General features: G+C 61.5%; 17 protein-coding genes. 9 read left to right on the forward strand and 8 right to left on the reverse strand.

Going from position 1 to position 16,932, the window contains the following annotated elements; all coding sequences use genetic code 11:
- Positions 1-87: 87 nt before the first annotated feature.
- Positions 88-534: a type II 3-dehydroquinate dehydratase gene (gene aroQ, locus ACWHXD_RS27265; RefSeq protein ID WP_138761889.1), complete on the forward strand. Its 447-nt coding sequence runs from the start codon at positions 88-90 to the stop codon at positions 532-534.
- A complete protein-coding gene (locus ACWHXD_RS27270; protein ID WP_138761888.1) occupies positions 534-1,382 on the forward strand; it encodes a shikimate dehydrogenase in 849 nt (282 codons plus the stop codon). The genes aroQ and ACWHXD_RS27270 overlap by 1 nt, the downstream gene beginning before the upstream one ends.
- Positions 1,383-1,561: 179 nt before the next feature.
- Here ACWHXD_RS27270 and ACWHXD_RS27275 read toward each other — a convergent pair whose 3' ends face one another.
- Positions 1,562-2,227 carry a TetR/AcrR family transcriptional regulator gene (locus tag ACWHXD_RS27275; RefSeq protein ID WP_014720036.1) on the reverse strand — a complete coding sequence of 222 codons (666 nt, stop codon included), beginning with the start codon at positions 2,225-2,227 and terminating at the stop codon, positions 1,562-1,564.
- Positions 2,228-2,304: 77 nt separating this feature from the next.
- On the reverse strand, positions 2,305-4,206 hold the full coding sequence (gene quiC / locus ACWHXD_RS27280; RefSeq protein WP_138761886.1) for a 3-dehydroshikimate dehydratase QuiC: 1,902 nt from the start codon (positions 4,204-4,206) through the stop codon (positions 2,305-2,307).
- Positions 4,207-4,432: 226 nt separating this feature from the next.
- Here quiC and ACWHXD_RS27285 point away from each other — a divergent pair, with 226 nt between their 5' ends.
- A complete protein-coding gene (locus ACWHXD_RS27285) occupies positions 4,433-5,767 on the forward strand; it encodes an MFS transporter (protein WP_003194368.1) in 1,335 nt (444 codons plus the stop codon).
- On the opposite strand, the gene ACWHXD_RS27290 is transcribed toward ACWHXD_RS27285, so the two are convergent.
- Entirely contained in the window at positions 5,768-6,646 is an 879-nt protein-coding gene (locus ACWHXD_RS27290) for a DMT family transporter (RefSeq protein ID WP_003194370.1), read from the reverse strand. It lies immediately after the preceding gene.
- A 199-nt stretch (positions 6,647-6,845) separates the two neighbouring features.
- Here ACWHXD_RS27290 and ACWHXD_RS27295 point away from each other — a divergent pair, with 199 nt between their 5' ends.
- Genes ACWHXD_RS27295 through ACWHXD_RS27305 form a run of 3 tightly spaced genes read left to right on the forward strand, consistent with a single transcriptional unit; the run spans position 6,846 to position 9,167 of the window.
- Positions 6,846-7,259: a lipoprotein gene (locus ACWHXD_RS27295; protein ID WP_032895205.1), complete on the forward strand. Its 414-nt coding sequence runs from the start codon at positions 6,846-6,848 to the stop codon at positions 7,257-7,259.
- 45 nt (positions 7,260-7,304) lie between these two features.
- Complete coding sequence (gene ypfJ, locus ACWHXD_RS27300; RefSeq protein ID WP_138761885.1) at positions 7,305-8,192, forward strand: KPN_02809 family neutral zinc metallopeptidase; 888 nt, start codon at positions 7,305-7,307, stop codon at positions 8,190-8,192.
- On the forward strand, positions 8,193-9,167 hold the full coding sequence (locus tag ACWHXD_RS27305; RefSeq protein WP_138761884.1) for an alpha/beta hydrolase: 975 nt from the start codon (positions 8,193-8,195) through the stop codon (positions 9,165-9,167).
- A 135-nt stretch (positions 9,168-9,302) separates the two neighbouring features.
- Here the strand turns inward: ACWHXD_RS27305 and ACWHXD_RS27310 are convergent, their stop codons facing one another.
- The 3 genes from ACWHXD_RS27310 to ACWHXD_RS27320 form a co-directional block, all read right to left on the reverse strand.
- Positions 9,303-9,890: an HAD family hydrolase gene (locus tag ACWHXD_RS27310; protein ID WP_138761883.1), complete on the reverse strand. Its 588-nt coding sequence runs from the start codon at positions 9,888-9,890 to the stop codon at positions 9,303-9,305.
- Positions 9,887-10,756, reverse strand: coding sequence for an acyl-CoA thioesterase II (gene tesB / locus ACWHXD_RS27315; protein WP_032895201.1), 870 nt, complete (start codon positions 10,754-10,756; stop codon positions 9,887-9,889). The genes ACWHXD_RS27310 and tesB overlap by 4 nt, the downstream gene beginning before the upstream one ends.
- Positions 10,757-10,915: 159 nt before the next feature.
- Complete coding sequence (locus ACWHXD_RS27320) at positions 10,916-11,485, reverse strand: GNAT family N-acetyltransferase (RefSeq protein WP_014720044.1); 570 nt, start codon at positions 11,483-11,485, stop codon at positions 10,916-10,918.
- A gap of 77 nt (positions 11,486-11,562) precedes the next feature.
- Here ACWHXD_RS27320 and ACWHXD_RS27325 point away from each other — a divergent pair, with 77 nt between their 5' ends.
- A complete protein-coding gene (locus tag ACWHXD_RS27325) occupies positions 11,563-12,483 on the forward strand; it encodes a histone deacetylase family protein (protein ID WP_138761882.1) in 921 nt (306 codons plus the stop codon).
- 171 nt (positions 12,484-12,654) lie between these two features.
- Positions 12,655-13,881, forward strand: coding sequence for a TIGR03862 family flavoprotein (locus ACWHXD_RS27330; protein ID WP_138761881.1), 1,227 nt, complete (start codon positions 12,655-12,657; stop codon positions 13,879-13,881).
- Positions 13,882-14,002: 121 nt separating this feature from the next.
- Here the strand turns inward: ACWHXD_RS27330 and rhlE1 are convergent, their stop codons facing one another.
- Positions 14,003-15,337 carry an RNA helicase RhlE1 gene (gene rhlE1, locus ACWHXD_RS27335; RefSeq protein ID WP_056791984.1) on the reverse strand — a complete coding sequence of 445 codons (1,335 nt, stop codon included), beginning with the start codon at positions 15,335-15,337 and terminating at the stop codon, positions 14,003-14,005.
- Positions 15,338-15,385: 48 nt separating this feature from the next.
- Complete coding sequence (yedA, locus tag ACWHXD_RS27340; RefSeq protein ID WP_138761880.1) at positions 15,386-16,282, reverse strand: drug/metabolite exporter YedA; 897 nt, start codon at positions 16,280-16,282, stop codon at positions 15,386-15,388.
- A 160-nt stretch (positions 16,283-16,442) separates the two neighbouring features.
- Here yedA and ACWHXD_RS27345 point away from each other — a divergent pair, with 160 nt between their 5' ends.
- On the forward strand, positions 16,443-16,904 hold the full coding sequence (locus ACWHXD_RS27345) for an Lrp/AsnC family transcriptional regulator (RefSeq protein ID WP_014720049.1): 462 nt from the start codon (positions 16,443-16,445) through the stop codon (positions 16,902-16,904).
- Positions 16,905-16,932: the final 28 nt, after the last annotated feature.

Here is a 16,932-nt window from a genome sequence, read left to right on the forward strand (position 1 = left end):
CGAACAGATCCGCTGCCATCCATTGACCAAATTAACCAACCAGTACATTTTGATTCCACAACCAATAAGAACTGTGGAGAAGCCTCTATGCCGCCCATCGTGCTGGTGCTCAACGGCCCCAACCTCAACCTGCTCGGCACCCGCGAGCCTGCCACTTATGGCCATGAAACCCTGGCCGACATTGCTGCCCTGTGTGGGCGCAGCGCCGACAAACTCGGGCTGACCATCGAGTTTCGCCAGACCAACCACGAGGGCGAATTGCTCGACTGGATCCACGGCGCCCGCAACCGCTGCGCGGGTATTGTGATCAACCCGGCGGCCTGGACTCACACTTCGGTCGCGATCCGCGATGCCCTGGTGGCCAGTGAAGTGCCCGTGATCGAAGTGCATTTATCCAACGTGCATGCCCGTGAAGCCTTTCGTCATCACTCGTTTGTGTCACCGATCGCCCAGGCCGTGCTGGCCGGGTTTGGCAGCCATGGCTACCACCTGGCACTGGAACATTTCAGCCTGACGCTGAAGGGACGCACGTGATGAAACCACGCATACTCGCTGGCCTGATCGGCGCCGGCATCCAGGCCTCACGCACACCGGCACTGCATGAGCAGGAAGGCGACGCCCAGGGCTTGCGCTACCTGTATCGCCTGATCGACCTGGAGCCGCTGCACCTGGACCTCAACGCCCTGCCGGAATTACTACGGGCCGCCGAGCTGATGCACTTCACCGGGCTGAACATTACTTACCCGTGCAAGCAGGCGATCCTGCCGTTGCTCGATGAGCTCTCCGATGAGGCCAAGGGTATTGGTGCGGTCAACACCGTGGTGTTCAAGGGCGGCAAACGCATCGGTCATAACACCGACTGCCTGGGGTTCGCCGAAGGTTTTCGGCGCAACTTGCACAACGTACCGCGCCAACGCGTGGTGCAGATGGGCGCTGGTGGCGCGGGCGCGGCGGTGGCCCATGCACTGTTGGCAGAAGGTGTGGAGCAGTTGAGCATCTTCGATGTCGACCGCACCCGCGCCCAGGACCTTGTGGATAACCTTGCCCGGCAGTTCGGTGCCGGTAGCGCTCAAGTCGGCAGCCACCTGGAAAACGCCATGGCCGAAGCCGATGGCCTGGTGAACACCACGCCGATGGGCATGGCCAAGCTGCCCGGCACGCCGGTGCCTGCGGCGTTATTGCGGGCCGAATTGTGGGTAGCGGAGATCGTGTACTTCCCGCTGGAAACCCAACTGCTACGTGACGCTCGCGCCTTGGGTTGCCGTACGTTGGATGGCGGCAATATGGCGGTGTTTCAGGCGGTGAAGGCGTTTGAGTTGTTCTGCGGTGAAATGGCGGATGCAGACAGGATGCTGGCGCATTTCCAGAGCATGAATACCTAGGGATGCAACCCCATCAAAATGTGGGTGTGCCCCAACGCTGTAGGAGCGAGCTTGCTCGCGAAAAACTCACAGGCGCCGCGTTCATTCAGCAAGCACGCGTTATCGTTGACGTTTTTCGCGAGCAAGCTCGCTCCTACAACATTGGGGCAAGCTGAATTCGATCTTGAAAACGGGTGTTCTCAGGCTTGCAGATAGCGCAGCACCGACTCGCAAATCATCTCCCGATGGCGCTGCTTGATCGCCTCATCCGACAGTTCGATCTGGAAAATCTCGCTGAAGGTGTGCCGGTTGGACACCCGATAAAAGCTGAACGAGTTGATCAGCAAGTGCACATCCAGCGGCTCCAGCCCTTCGCGAAACAGCCCCAACTCAGCCCCGCGGCGCAAGGTCTCTCCCAGCCCTTCCAGGATTTTGCTGTTCATCGCCTTGATGGTCTCGGTGCGCTTGACGTACTCGGCGTTGTGGATATTTTCGATGCTGACGATGCGCACGAAATCCACGTTCTGGTCGTGGTGATCGAAGGTGAACTCGACCAACCGGCGAATCGCCTCACGGGGTTCCAGGGCGGTGAGGTTCATGCGCGTTTCGGTGTTGCGGATATCGCCGTAGAGCTTCTCCAGCACCTCGACGTATAGCTGCTCCTTGCTGCCGAAGTAGTAATAGATCATGCGCTTGGAGGTATGGATGCGCTCGGCGATGGCGTCCACGCGTGCGCCGGCCAGGCCCTGCTGAACAAACTCGACAATGGCTTCTTGCAGAATATTTTCGCGGGTCTTTTCCGGATTGTTCTTGCGACTCTTGCGCGGTGCGTCAGCTACCGCGGGGAGATCGGGACTCGAGGTCATGGTGCGCTCACAGCCATTGTTGTGCAGGCGCTGATTATGGGCCGCGGCGCTCCCCGAAGGAAGCACCCACCCTGCCCTTATAAACGGGCCTGGCGCACCGCCCCACTGCGCGACTTGGCCATCGCCGCCAGACGCACCGCCACGTTGGCTGCGCCGTAGCCGGCATAGCCATGCTTGCGCTGGATGATCTCGAAGAAAAACCGCCCTTCGAACGGTTCGGTGTACACATGAAACAGCTCACCGCCCTGGGCGTCGCGGTCGTACAGCACGTTGTAGTACGCCAGCTCGCTGAGGAACTCATCGTCGAAATCGAAGCGCGCCGCCAGGTCGTCGTAGTAGTTGAGCGGGATATCCAGCAGCGGTACACCGGCTTCCTTGGCCCGGCGCACCTCAGCAAAAATGTCCGCGCAGTCAAAGGCAATATGGTGCACACCCGAACCGCGATAGCTGGAGAGCGCGTGGGAAATCGCGGTGTTGCGGTTTTCGGAGATATTCAGCGGCAGGCGGATCGAGCTGCAGCGGCTGCGCAACGCACGGCTTTTCACCAGGCCGTAAGGGTCGGGCAGCACCACTTCGTCATCGGCTTCGAAATCCAGCAGGCTCTTGTAGAACAGCACCCAACTGTCGAGGCTGTCGGCCGGCAAGGCCATGGCCATGTGGTCGATGCGCAACAAGCCGCCGCTGGCGGGTGTGGCCGCCTGCAGGTTGAAATCGGTGTCGTACAGCCCGCCTTCGCTGGGGTCGACCAGGTAAATCAGGCTGCCGTCCGGCGCACGTACGGCGGCCAATTCCAGCTCGTTGGGGCCGACCAGGCCGCGATAAGGCTGGCCCTTGTAGGCCACCGCCCGCTCCAGGGCCTTGGCACTGTCCTTGACCCGCACCGCCGTGGCGCACAACGACGGGCCGTGAGCCTCGAAAAAGTTATGGGCGAAGGAATAGGGTTCGCAGTTGAGGATCAGGTTGATATCACCCTGGCGCAGCAGGCTCACATTCTTCGAGCGATGCTGGCCGGCCTTGGCGAACCCCAGGCGTTCCAGCCAATTGCTCAGCTTGGCGCCGAGGCTTTCATCCACGGCAAATTCCAGGAATTCGATCCCGTCGTACTCGCTGGCCGCCGGGGTTTCAAACAGGATGTCCACCGGCGCAGCGGGTGCTTCCTGCGCCAGGCGCTGGCGGGTTTTTTCTTCCAGGTACAGCAACGAGCGCAATCCGTCCGCCGCATTCGCACGGGTGGGTGCGGCGCGGAAGCCATCGTTGAAAATTTCCAGGGACAAGGGCCCGGTGTAGCCACTTTTGATGATCGGCGCGAGAAAGCCCGCCAGGTCAAATTCGCCCTGGCCTGGGAAGCAACGGAAATGCCGGCTCCACTCCAGCACATCCATGGCCAGGATCGGTGCGTCGGCCATCTGCACGAAGAAAATCTTGTCGCCGGGGATCTGGGCGATAGCACTCGGGTCGCCCTTGAGCGACAAAGTGTGGAAGCTGTCGAGCAACACACCGAGGCTCGGGTGGTCGACCTGGCGCACCAGGTTCCACACCTGCTGCCAGGTGTTCACATGCTTGCCCCACGCCAGGGCTTCATAGCCGATGCGCAGGCCGCGCTTGCCGGCGTGTTCGGCCAGCAGGCTCAGGTCATCGAGCAGAATACGTTCGTCGCCCACGCTGTCGGCCGAGGCGTTACTGCACACCAGCACCAGGTCGGTGCCCAGTTCCTGCATCAAATCGAATTTGCGTTCGGCACGTTCCAGGTTGCGCGCCAGGCGATCGCGGCGGCAGCCTTCGAAATCGCGAAACGGTTGGAACAGGGTGATGGCGATGCCCAGGTCGGCGCACATCTGCCTGACTTCCCGCGGGCTGCCGTCGTAATACAACAAGTCGTTCTCAAAGATCTCCACCCCATCAAACCCGGCGGCGGCAATGGCTTCGAGTTTTTCCGGCAGGGTGCCGCTCAAGGACACGGTGGCAATAGAACGTTGCATGGAAGACTCCCGGCAATTGTTGTTTGTGGCAAATTATTCGCCCCCAGCCTACAGGCAGCAATTAAAATGTACGAACCGGTTAGTTTTTGGTGCGATTATCGAACACTAAGCCCCTTTGGCGAATTGACGACTTTTTAACCACTGCGCACCATCGACCGGGCAATTCGTTCACGTAACAAAGACCCAGAACACACCATAAGAATTTCAAAAAACGGGTACAAACCTCATGCCTCTGCAAAATCCAGCCCTGGCCGCGCGCCCGGGCAACCCGCACGCCGGTATCGGCGACAAGATCCGCGGTGCCCTGGCCGTGGGTAAAACGCGCTGGGGCATGCTGGCCCTGGTGTTCTTCGCCACCACCTTGAACTACATCGACCGCGCCGCCCTGGGCGTGATGCAACCGATCCTCGCCAAGGAAATGAGCTGGACGGCGATGGACTACGCCAACATCAACTTCTGGTTCCAGGTCGGCTACGCCATCGGCTTTGTGCTGCAAGGCCGCTTGATCGACCGGGTTGGCGTCAAACGTGTGTTCTTCTGCGCCGTGCTGCTGTGGAGCCTGGCCACCGGTGCCCATGGCCTGGCCACCTCGGCGGTCGGCTTTATGGTCTGCCGGTTTATCCTCGGGCTGACCGAAGCCGCCAACTACCCGGCCTGCGTCAAGACCACACGCTTGTGGTTCCCGGCGGGTGAACGTGCAGTGGCCACCGGCATCTTCAACGCCGGCACCAACGTCGGCGCGATGATGACACCGATGCTGCTGCCGTTGATCCTGCACGTGTGGGGCTGGCAGGCGGCGTTCCTGTGCATGTCGGCACTGGGCGGTATCTGGCTGGTGCTCTGGGGCTTGAAGTACTACAACCCGGAAGACCACCCCACCGTTAAACAATCCGAATTGGACTACGTGCAACAGGAAGTCGAACCGGAACAACCCCGCGTGCCGTTCAGCCGCATCCTGCGCATGCGCGGCACCTGGGCCTTCGCCCTCGCCTACTCGCTGACCGCGCCGGTGTTCTGGTTCTACCTGTATTGGCTGCCGCCGTTCTTGAACCAGCAATACAACCTGGGCATCAACGTGACGCAGATGGGCATTCCGCTGATCATCATTTACCTCACCGCCGACTTTGGCAGCGTGGGGGGCGGGATCCTTTCGTCATTCCTGATTGGCCGTGGGATGAACTCGATCAAGGCGCGGCTGTTGTCGATGCTGCTGTTCGCCTGCTGCATCGTCGGCGTGATCATGGCGGCCGGTTCCAGCCAGCTGTGGGTCGCGGTGTTTGCCATCTCCCTGGCCATCGGCGCGCACCAGGCCTGGACCGCCAACATCTGGAGCCTGGTGATGGACTACACGCCCAAGCACATGATGAGCACGGTGTTCGGCTTCGGCGGCATGTGCGCGGCCATCGGCGGCATGTTCATGACCCAGATCGTCGGCCACATCCTCACGGTAACCAACAACAACTACACGATCTTGTTCACCCTGATCCCGGCGATGTATTTCATCGCCCTGGTGTGGATGTACTTCATGGCGCCGCGCAAGATCCCCACGGTAGACGTTTAACTAACGCCGCCGCTGCTGCCAGGCAGCGGCCAACCCGCTCATGCAGATCACCCCGATACCCACCACCGTGGTCATATCGGGGGTATGGCTGAACACCAGCCAGCCCAACAACCCCGCGAACACGATCTGGCAATAGCCAAACGGCGCCAGCAAGGCCGGCGCCGCGAAGCGGAACGCCTGGGTGAGCATCAAGTGCGCGGTCATGCCGCAGGTGCCCAGCGCCAGCATCATCACCGCGTGCCACAGCGTCGGCACTTGCCAGAAGAACGGCACCATCGCACTCATCACCAAGGTGTTGCACAGGCCGGCGAAGAAGTTGCTGGTGGTCGGGCTGTCGTATTGGCTGAGGATGCGCGTGAGCAACTGGTAGAAACAGAAGAACAGCGCCGAGCACAGCGGCAGCAACACTGCCGGGGTAAACAGCTCGCCGCCGGGGTGGATGATGATCACCACGCCGATAAACCCGCAGATCACCGCCAGCCACTGGCCACGGGTCACGTGCTCACCCAGCAACGGCACCGACAGCGCCGTCACCAGGATGGGCGCCAGGAAGTTCACCGCCGTGGCTTCGGCCAACGGGATGTAATGCAGCGCCGTGGTAAAGAACAGGCTGGTGCCCAACAGGCATAGCGCCCGCACCACCTGCATGCCCGGCCGCTTGCTGCGCAACACGCGCAGGCCCGATTGCGGCAGGAAGATCCCGGCCATCAGCAAGGTGTGCACCATGTACCGCGCCCACACCACCATCACGATCGGGTAGAACCCGGCCAGGTATTTGGACAAGGCGTCGTGGCTGGAGAACAGGAACGTCGCCAGCACAATCAGCAGGATGCCTTTGAACGGATGGTTGACGCCGGAGAGCGGGGTACTGACTGTCATTGAATTCTCTTGTGTGGCGAGCGGGACGCTGAGCACTGAACCAAGTAGCGCTCAACCCGGTAATCTAGCAGCCGGGCCGGAGTCTGCCCCAAGAGCATAACCAAACACCGGGCGAACAGCGCACTAAATCGATGGATCCGAGTCCAACGCTGCACGCTCGCCCCGGCGTTGCACACTTTTTAACCAAGGCCTTGCCGCTATGAAAAAAATCCTCTTTGCCCTGTCTGCCCTCGCCCTGCTCGCTGCTTGCGATAAAGCCCCGAAAGAAGCCCCCAAGCCCGCGCCCGCTTCCGTGCAAGCGACTCTGGTGCCAGAGACCCCGCCCACCGATAAATGGGTCGGCAAGTGGATCGGTGTCGAAGGCTTGCACCTGACCATCGCCAAGGACGACAGCATTGGCCGTGGCCACTACCTGCTGACCATGCAATACGGCCTCGACGCCGATGACGCTGGCACCTTCAAAGGTGAAGCCACTGACGACGGCATCGCCTTCACCCGCCCCGACGGCCCGCAGCTGTTGCGCGCTGGCGATGGCGCCGCCACCGGCTTGAAGTGGCTGGCAGATAAAAAAGACTGCCTGATCGTTGCCACTGGCGAAGGCTATTGCCGTTAATACCGACCATAATCAATCACGGTTAGCACACAGAGGATTGCTCCCATGCTATGGAAAAAAGGCCGACGCAGCGACAACGTGGTGGATGCCCGTAATGACAGTGGCGGCGGCAGTGGCGGTATGCGCTTCGGCGGCGGCAAGGGCCTGAGCCTCACGGCCATCGTGCTGATCGTCGGCATTGGCTGGCTGACCGGCCAGGACCCGATGCAGATTCTCGGCCAATTGACCGGCCAGATGGAACAAGCGCCGTCGGTCAGCACCCAGCCGCGTCAAGCGCCGCCAGCCAACGATGAGCAAGCCGACTTTGTGCGCGCTGTGCTGGGCGATACCGAAGACACCTGGGGCCAAGTGTTCCAGCAAAACGGGCTGGCCTATAAGAACCCGAAACTGATCCTGTTCCGTGGCCGGGTCAACTCTGCCTGTGGTGGCGCCACCTCAGCCAGCGGCCCGTTCTACTGCCCGGCTGACCAGCAGGTGTACCTGGACCTGGACTTCTTCCGGGAAATGTCGCAACGCTTCCAGGCCGCCGGTGACTTCGCCCAGGCCTACGTGATCGCTCACGAAATCGGGCATCACGTACAAACGTTGCTGGGCATCTCGTCCAAGATCCAGGCGGCGCGCCAGCAGGGTCGGCAGATGGAAGGCGACGGCGGCCTGCTGGTTCGCCAGGAACTGCAAGCCGACTGCTTTGCCGGTGTGTGGGCCAACCATGCGCAAAAACGCCTGAACTGGCTGGAACCCGGCGATATTGAAGAAGCCCTGAACGCGGCCAATGCCATCGGCGATGACCGCTTGCAGCAGCAGGGCCAGGGGCGCGTGGTACCGGACTCCTTCACCCACGGCACCTCGGCCCAGCGCGTGCGCTGGTTCAAGACCGGCTTCGCCCAGGGCCAGATCACTCAATGCGATACCTTCGCGGCCAAGAGTCTCTAAATGATCAAACGATTGGGGTTACTGCTGGGTGTGCTCGTGTCCTGTTGCACCTTCGCGGCCGAACAGGGCGTCAAGGTGGTCAGCCCCGATCGCTTTCATCTGGAGGCCGGCGACCTCAGCCTGGGCCTGAGCCAGGATTGGCGCCAACCACTGCCCAAGGTCACACGCGCATTGATCATCGTGCATGGCCGCCTGCGCAATGCACAAACCTACCTGCACAGCGGCATCGACGCCGCCGAGCATGCCGGAGTGGGCGGCAGTACGCTGGTGATCGCACCGCAGTTTCTCAATCAAACGGACGTGAAGCGTAACCACCTGGACGATCAGGTTTTGCGCTGGAAGGGCAACGACTGGATGGCCGGCGAAGCGTCCACCGGCCCAGGGCAGATCAGCTCTTATGGCGCTCTGGACCAGATCATCAAGCACTTGGGCAACCGCAAACTGTTCCCGGCACTGAAAGAAATCGTGGTCGCCGGGCATTCTGGCGGCGGCCAAGTGGTGCAGCGCTTCGCCCTCACCGGCCACGATCACCCGCTGCTGAACACTGAAGGCATCCGCCTGCGGTATGTGGTGGCTAACCCGTCGTCCTATGCGTACTTCAGCCCGCAACGTCCGGTGAAGTTCGATGCGACCAGTTGCCCGGGCTTCAACGACTGGAAGTACGGTATGCAAAACCTGCCGGATTACGTGGGTGACCGAGGTGCCCAGCAACTGGAACAGGCCTACGTGTCACGGGATATCACTTACCTGCTGGGCCAGCAGGACACCGACCCCAACCACCCGGCATTGGATAAAAGTTGCGAGGCCGAGGCCCAGGGCGCGTATCGGCTGATGCGTGGGCACAACTACTTTGACTACCTCAAACAGCGGCATCCGCAGTTGGGTCACAGGCTGGTGGAAGTGCCGGGGGTGGGGCATGACGGGGATAAGATGTTTACCTCGCCAGAGGGAGAAAAGGTGCTGTTCACGCAGTAGTCACTGACGAAACCCAATAAAAAATGTGGGAGCGGGCTTGCTCGCGAATGCGGTGCACCAGTCAACCTATCTGGCGACTGACACTCTGCATTCGCGAGCAAGCCCGCTCCCACAATTGGATTTGTGCTAACCGATTCAAATCATTCGGCGCAGCGCCGCACAATCCTCGGCATGCCAATCCGCCAATTCCGGCCAAGGGTTCTCCGGCAGGTTCACCAACACCGTCTTGGCCCCCGCTGCCCGGCCACAATCCAGGTCAAAGCGATAATCTCCCACCATCACCATTTCGCTGGGCGCTACGTCCCAAGCCGCCGCCAGCTTCAGTAACCCACCCGGGTCCGGCTTGTGCGGCGCATCATCGCGCCCCAGCACATCCTCAATGGCAAAGCAGTCCGCCAGGCCTATCGCTTCCAGGGTGATATGCGCCAATTCCCGCGCATTACGGGTCAGGATCCCCAAGCGATAACCGCGCCCGGCCAATTCCCGTACCAGCTCAACGGCACCTTCGGCCGCAATGGAACCCAGCGCCAGTTCGCGCTCATGCTCCAGCAACCAGGCATGTTTGGCCTCTGCGACATCTGCCGGCAATGCCGCGAGGTGCGTGAGAATGTCGTCTTCAGGCGGGATCTGCAGCGCCACGCGGATAGCCGCAAAGTCATGCACCGCCACCGTGAGCGTGCCGTCCATGTCAAACACCCAGTGCTTAACGTCGCAGAGGCTCATGCCCAATCCTTGCGATGGCGGATCAAACCTTCCTGGGTCACCGACGCCACCAGTTGCCCGGCGCGGTTGTACACGCTGCCCCGGGAGAAACCTCGGGAATTGCCGGCCCACGGGCTGTCCATGGCGTACAGTAACCAGTCATCGGCACGCAGGTCGGCGTGGAACCACAGCGCGTGATCGAGGCTGGCGACCTGCATGTCTTTCTGCCACACGGTCTTGCCATGGGGCAGCAGCGAGGTGGTCAACAGGCCAAAGTCCGAGGCATAGGCCAAGAGGTATTTATGCAGCGCTGGCGTGTCCGCCAAGGCACCGTCGGCACGAAACCACACGTACTTGACCGGGTCGGACGGCTGCGGGTTGAACGGGTCTTTTTCGGTGACCGGGCGCACTTCGATGGGCTTGGGGCACAGCAGCTTGTCGCGCATGTGCTCGGGGATCAGGTGCGCACGTTGCTGGGTCAGCTCCAGCTCCGACGGCAGGTTTTCCGGGCCCACTACCACCGGCATGGTGGTCTGGTGCTCGAAGCCTTCTTCGTCGTACTGGAACGAGGTCGTGCAGGTGAAGATCGGATTGCCCTTTTGAATCGCGGTGACACGACGCGTGCTGAAACTGCCGCCATCGCGCACGCGGTCCACCGAATACACCACCGGCAAGGCCGCATCGCCAGGGCGCAGGAAATAACCGTGCAAGGAATGCACATGCCGCGCTTCGTCCACGGTCTGGCTGGCCGCCGACAGCGATTGGCCGAGCACTTGGCCGCCGAACAGTTGGCGAAAGCCCAGGTCCTGGCTGCGGCCGCGAAAGAGGTTTTCCTCGATCGGCTCCAGGGTCAGCAAGTCCACCAGATCTTCCAATACTTGGCTCATTGAAACTCTCCTCAAAGCAAAACGGTATCTACCTGTAGGAGCGAGCTTGCTCGCGAAGGTCGTTAACGATGACGCAGCGCTTCTGGTTTACCGCAGCGCTCTTGCGTTCTTCGCGAGCAAGCTCGCTCCTACGGGTTTCTGTTGAGCATGACCGCCTGCTTATCCGTGCAGCGTGTCCAACCATTGGGCGCGGGTGATGCGGTACAACACGTGAGGACGCAGCGGGTCACCGGCTGCGACTTTCGGGTGTTCAAAATCTGCCTGCGGATCGTAATGCATACCGATGGCCTGCATGACTTTTTGTGAGGGCAGATTGCTCTCGGTGGTGAAAGCCAGGATTTCGTCCAGTTGCAGGCGGTCAAAACCACAGCGCAACGCCGTCCAGGCGGCCTCACTGGCATAACCCAGGCCCCAATGCTCACGGGCCAGGCGCCAGCCGATCTCCACCGCCGGGGTAAAGCCGGCTTCGAAGCTGACATTCGCAAGGCCCGTCAGGCCGATAAACTCACCGGTGTCCTTGCGCTGCAAAGCCCAGAAACCAAAGCCATATTCAGCAAAATGCCCGCGTATCCGGCCGATCAGCGCCGCGCTTTCCAAGTGGCTCAATTGCGCCGGGAAGTAACGCATCACCTGCGGGTCGGCGCACATGCGCGCAAAGTCCGGCAGGTCGCTGTCGCGCCATTGGCGCAGCACCAAGCGTGCACTTTCCAATTCCAGTATCGGCTCCATGGGTCCCCCCTGCCTTGCCATGTGCGTGAGTGTACAGCGCTGTTAAGATCCTTCGCAGGTTCCCGTCAGAAAATCCCATGCCCTTGCCATTGATCTACCACGAAGACTACAGCCCTGAGTTCCCGGCGGACCACCGGTTCCCCATGGACAAGTTTCGCCTGCTGCGTGACCACCTGGTGGACAGCGGCCTGACCCAAGACAGCCAATTGCTGCGCCCGTCGCTATGCCCGGCAGACATTTTGGCCCTGGCCCATGAACCTGGGTATATCGAACGCTACATGGGCGGCGAACTGTCCCGCGAAGACCAACGCCGCCTCGGCCTGCCCTGGAGCGAAGCCCTGGCCCGGCGCACGGTGCGTGCGGTGGGCGGCTCGATCCTGGCGGCTGAACAGGCCCTGGAACATGGCCTGGCCTGCCATCTGGCGGGCGGCACCCACCATGCCCATTACGATTATCCGGCCGGTTTCTGCATTTTTAATGACCTGGCGGTGATCAGCCATTACCTGTTGGCCAGCGGCCGGGTCAATCGTGTGCTGATCTTCGATTGCGACGTGCACCAGGGCGACGGCACTGCACGCATCCTGCACGACACGCCGGAGGCCATCACCGTGTCGCTGCACTGCGAAAAGAACTTCCCGGCCCGCAAGGCCCAGAGCGACTGGGACATCCCGCTGCCCATGGGCATGGGCGATGCCGACTACCTCAAGGTGGTGGATGACGCGCTCAACTACCTGCTGCCGCTCTACCAGCCAGACCTGGTGCTGTACGACGCCGGCGTGGATGTGCACAAGGACGACGCCCTCGGTTACCTCAAGCTGACAGACGCCGGCGTCGCCGCCCGTGATGAAAGCGTGATGCGCCACTGCCTGGGCCGCGACATTCCAGTAATGGGCGTAATCGGTGGCGGCTACAGCAAGGACCGCCCCGCCCTCGCCCGCCGCCATGGCATCCTGCACCACAGCGCGCAGCGGGTATGGACGTCATCAGGTTGTCATTGAAGTGTGAGCGTTACCCACAATGCCTGTGGAACGGCCTGTGGATAACTTGAGCGTAAGCGGCTGCAAGCGTTTGGCCGTATGGCCTGTAGGAAAGTGTACGTTTTTTGATCAGGCAGCGGCGTCGTGGTCGGGTAGAATGCTCGGCCTATTCATACCATCGTAGCCCTGCCCATGCCTCAGACTTCTGCCCACCACGTCTCCATCATCGGCGGCGGCCCCGCCGGGCTGATGGCCGCCGAAGTCTTGAGCCAGGCGGGCGTGCGCGTGGACCTGTACGACGGCATGCCATCGGTGGGGCGCAAGTTCCTGCTGGCAGGCGTGGGCGGCATGAATATCACCCACTCCGAAGCCTACCCGGCGTTCCTGTCGCGCTATGCCGGACGCGCCCCGCACATGGCACCGCTGCTGCGCAGCTTTGGCGCCGAGGCGTTGTGCGAATGGATTCATGGCCTGGGCATTCAAACCTTCGTCGGCACCTCTGGCCGTGTGTTTCCTACGGATATGAAAGCCGCGCCACTGTTGCGCGCCTGGCTCAAGCGCCTACGGGAGCAAGGTGTGGTTATCCACACCCGGCATCGTTGGACGGGTTGGAATGCCAAGGGCGATTTACTTATCCACAGCCCGGACGGCGAAAAAGTTGTCCACAGCGATGCTGTGTTGCTGGCGTTGGGCGGCGGCAGTTGGTCGCGCCTGGGCTCCGACGGTGCGTGGCTTAACCTGTTTGAAGGCAAAGGCCTGCCCTATGTGCGGCTGCAACCGAGCAACTGCGGGTTTGAAGTGTCGGCATGGAGCGAGTTGATGGTCAGCAAATTCGCCGGCGCACCGTTGAAAAACGTCGCCATTGGCCTTGGGGATGACAAACCTCGGCTGGGCGAATGCGTGATCACCGCCACCGGCATTGAAGGCAGTTTGATTTACGCCTTGTCGGCGCCGATTCGCGAAGCGATCAACCGCGACGGTGCGGCCACGGTGCATATCGACTTGCTGCCCAGCAAGCCGCTGGACAAGGTGCAGGCCGCACTGGCCAAGCCCCGTGGCTCACGCTCGATGAGCAAGCATTTGCACAGTCAGTTGGGGTTGGATGGCGTGAAAGCGGCGTTGTTGCGCGAGCTGACGCCCGCTGAACACTTCACCGATCCGGCGCAATTGGCGGTGGATATCAAAGCGTTGCCGCTGACGCTGGTGAGGACGCGGCCGATGGATGAGGCGATCAGCACGGCCGGTGGTGTGCCGTTTGAAGCGCTGGATGAGCGGTTGATGCTCAAGCCATTGCCTGGGGTGTTCTGTGCGGGGGAAATGCTCGATTGGGAGGCGCCGACCGGTGGGTATTTGCTGACCGGCTGTTTTGCCAGTGGCCGGGCGGCTGGGCTGGGGATGTTGGAGTGGCTTAACCGCTGAGCGCTGCGGTGGACTCAAGGCCGCCATCGCAGGCAAGCCAGCTCCCACCTTTGACTGTGTTCACAATTCAAAAGGTGGGATCTGGCTTGCCTGCAATGAGGCCATCAGCCACAGCGCAAAATCACTTCTTCTTACGCGGCCCGGTATTAAACACCGGCACCTTGCGCACCGGCTTGATCGAAGGCTCTGCTGGGGCCACTTCCCCACTGTCCACCCACTTGCCCAGGTTGCGCTTGCCGCCACCGCCAGAGGCCTTAGGCTTCTTCGGCTTTTTCGGCTTCTTCACCACCTGCCCGCTGGCATCGGTGTCTGGCACGCGGTGCTCGGGCTCGAAGTCCGGTTCCATTTTGCGGGTGAGGGTCTGGCGGGTCAGCATCTCGATGGCCGAGAGCATGTTCACCTCATCGGCACACACCAGGGAAATCGCCTCACCGGTGTTGCCCGCACGCCCGGTACGGCCAATGCGGTGGATGTAGTCTTCGGCCACGATCGGCAGGTCAAAGTTGACCACCAGCGGCAGGTCTTCGATATCCAGGCCACGGGCCGCTACATCAGTAGCCACCAGGATCTGCACGTCGCTGGCCTTGAAGCGGTCCAGTGCGCGTTGGCGGGTGGCTTGGGGTTTGTCGCCATGGATGCCGTCGGCGTTGATCCCCAGGCCCTGCAACTTGTCCACCAAGGCGTCTACGCCGTTGCGGGTCTTGGCGAACACCAGCACTTGCTTCCAACGGCCCTTGCGCATCAGGTGCACAAACAGTTCCGGCTTGCGCTTCTTGTCCACCGGCACCACCCACTGCTTGACAGTGTTGGCGGCGACGTTGCGCGGGCTGACTTCGATGCTCAGCGGGTCGTTGAGCATCTGCCCGGCGAGCAGGCGAATGTCATCGGAGAAGGTCGCGGAGAACAGCAGGGTCTGGCGCTTTTTCGGCAACATGCGGTAGATGTTCGCCAGTTCTTCGGAGAAGCCCAGGTCGAGCATACGGTCGGCTTCGTCCAGCACCAGGGTTTGCAGCTGGTTGAGCTTCAGCGCGTTCTGGCGGAACAGGTCGATCAGGCGGCCAGGGGTGGCGACCAGAATATCCACACCCTTGCGCAGCTTCATCATCTGCGGGTTGATGCTCACGCCGCCGTACACCGCGTAAGTGGTCAGCGGCAGGTGTTGGGCGTACTCGGCAACGCTGGCGTGTACTTGCTCGGCCAGCTCGCGAGTCGGGCACAGGATCAGCGCACGTGCCGAGTTGGCGGCGACTTTCGGCCCTTCCAGGGTCAGCAGTTGCAGCAGCGGCAAGGCGAAACCTGCGGTCTTGCCGGTGCCGGTCTGGGCTGCGGCCATCAGGTCGCGACCGGCCAGCACGGCCGGAATGGCTTGGGCCTGCACCGGCGTCGGGGTCTGGTAGCCAAGCGTCTCAAGGGCGCGCAGCAAGGGTTCGATCAGGCCAAGGGTGGCGAAAGTCATGTAGTTACCGTAGGAAAAATTCAGCGCAAGGGCGTAATGCGCGGCAGTTTACCTTATTTCCGGTTTGGGCTTGCGCCATTGGGGCAGGCTGATCAGCAACACCGCGCTGATGATCACCAGCATTGCCAGGGCTTCTTCCAGGCCGATGCTCTCACCCACGAACACAATCCCCAGTAACACAGCCACTGCAGGGTTCACATAGGCGTAGCTGGTCGCCGCCGCCGGGCGTACGTGCTTGAGCAGGTACATATAGGCGTTGAAGGCAATGATCGAGCCGAACACCGTGAGGTACGCCAGGGCCAGCCAGCCTTCCAGCGGCGGCATGGCCTGCAGGTGCTCGCCAGACAACGCGCTGACGATCAGCAGCGCGACGCCGGCCACGAGCATTTCCGCGGCGCTGGCCATGGCGCCTTGGGGCAGCGGCAAGTGGCGGCTCCACACCGAGCCGAAGGCCCAGGACGCCGCCGCCATCAACAGCAACATCGCGCCCAGGGGACTCGACTGCAAGGTACTGCCCATGTTGAGCATGGCAATGCCGATGATCCCCAGCAGCACCCCGGCCCATTCCAACCGTGTATTACGCGCCCCCCAGAAAAACCCACACAGCAAGGTAAACAGCGGCACCGTCGCCACCGCCAGCGCGGCCACGCCGGACGACACGCCCATATGTTCGGCCACACTCACGCCACCATTGCCCACGGTGAGCAGCAAAATGCCGATCATCCCGGCCGCCTTCCACTGCGGCCAGGTCGGCGCCGGCACCCCGCGCCACCTGAGAAAGCCGTACATCAACGCGCCCGCCGTGCAAAACCGAATGCCCGCCAGCAACAACGGCGGCCAGTACTCCACGCCAATGCGGATCACCAGGTAGGTGGAACCCCAGATCACATACAACGCAAAAAAGGCGGCGATCAACGGTAAGGGAAAGCGACGTGGGCCAGGCATTGGGCGGCTCTATGGCAGGAAATGGGAGACTTATTCTAGAAACGAAGGTGGATAAACTTAAGTTACAAAACCTGTTTAAAACGCCAATACACTTCTCAAACCATGGTTATCAAGGCTATAAACCGTGCTTTCGAAAGCGATGCGCAACCGGAGCCTTATCATGGACAAATACGACCGCATGCTCCTCAGCGCCCTGCTTGAAGATGGCCGCGCTTCCTACGCGCAACTGGCGCGCACCGTAAACCTCTCCGCCCCCGCCGTGGCCGAACGCGTGGCCAAGCTTGAGGCCAGCGGCGTGATCACCGGCTACCAGGCCAAGGTGGATTTATCCAAGGTGGGCTTGCCGATTCAATGCGTGATCGAGTTGCGGCTGACCAATCATGGCAGCCAAAAGGTGTACGACGCCCTGGCGGAAATACCCGAACTGACCGAATGCCACCGCGTCACAGGCGACCCGTGCGTGATCATGCAAGCGGCGGTGGGCTCGATGCCCGAGCTGGAAAACCTGATTAACCGGGTGGCGAAGTTCGGGTTCAGCAAGACCTCGATTATTTTGTCCAGCGCCATAGAGCGGCGGGTGCCGTTGGGGCAGTTGGAGGCCAATGGGAAAAATGCTGGCTGAGCGATCGCCCGCCGCCGCCCCTGTAGGA

Source organism: Pseudomonas fjordensis, from assembly GCF_976987115.1.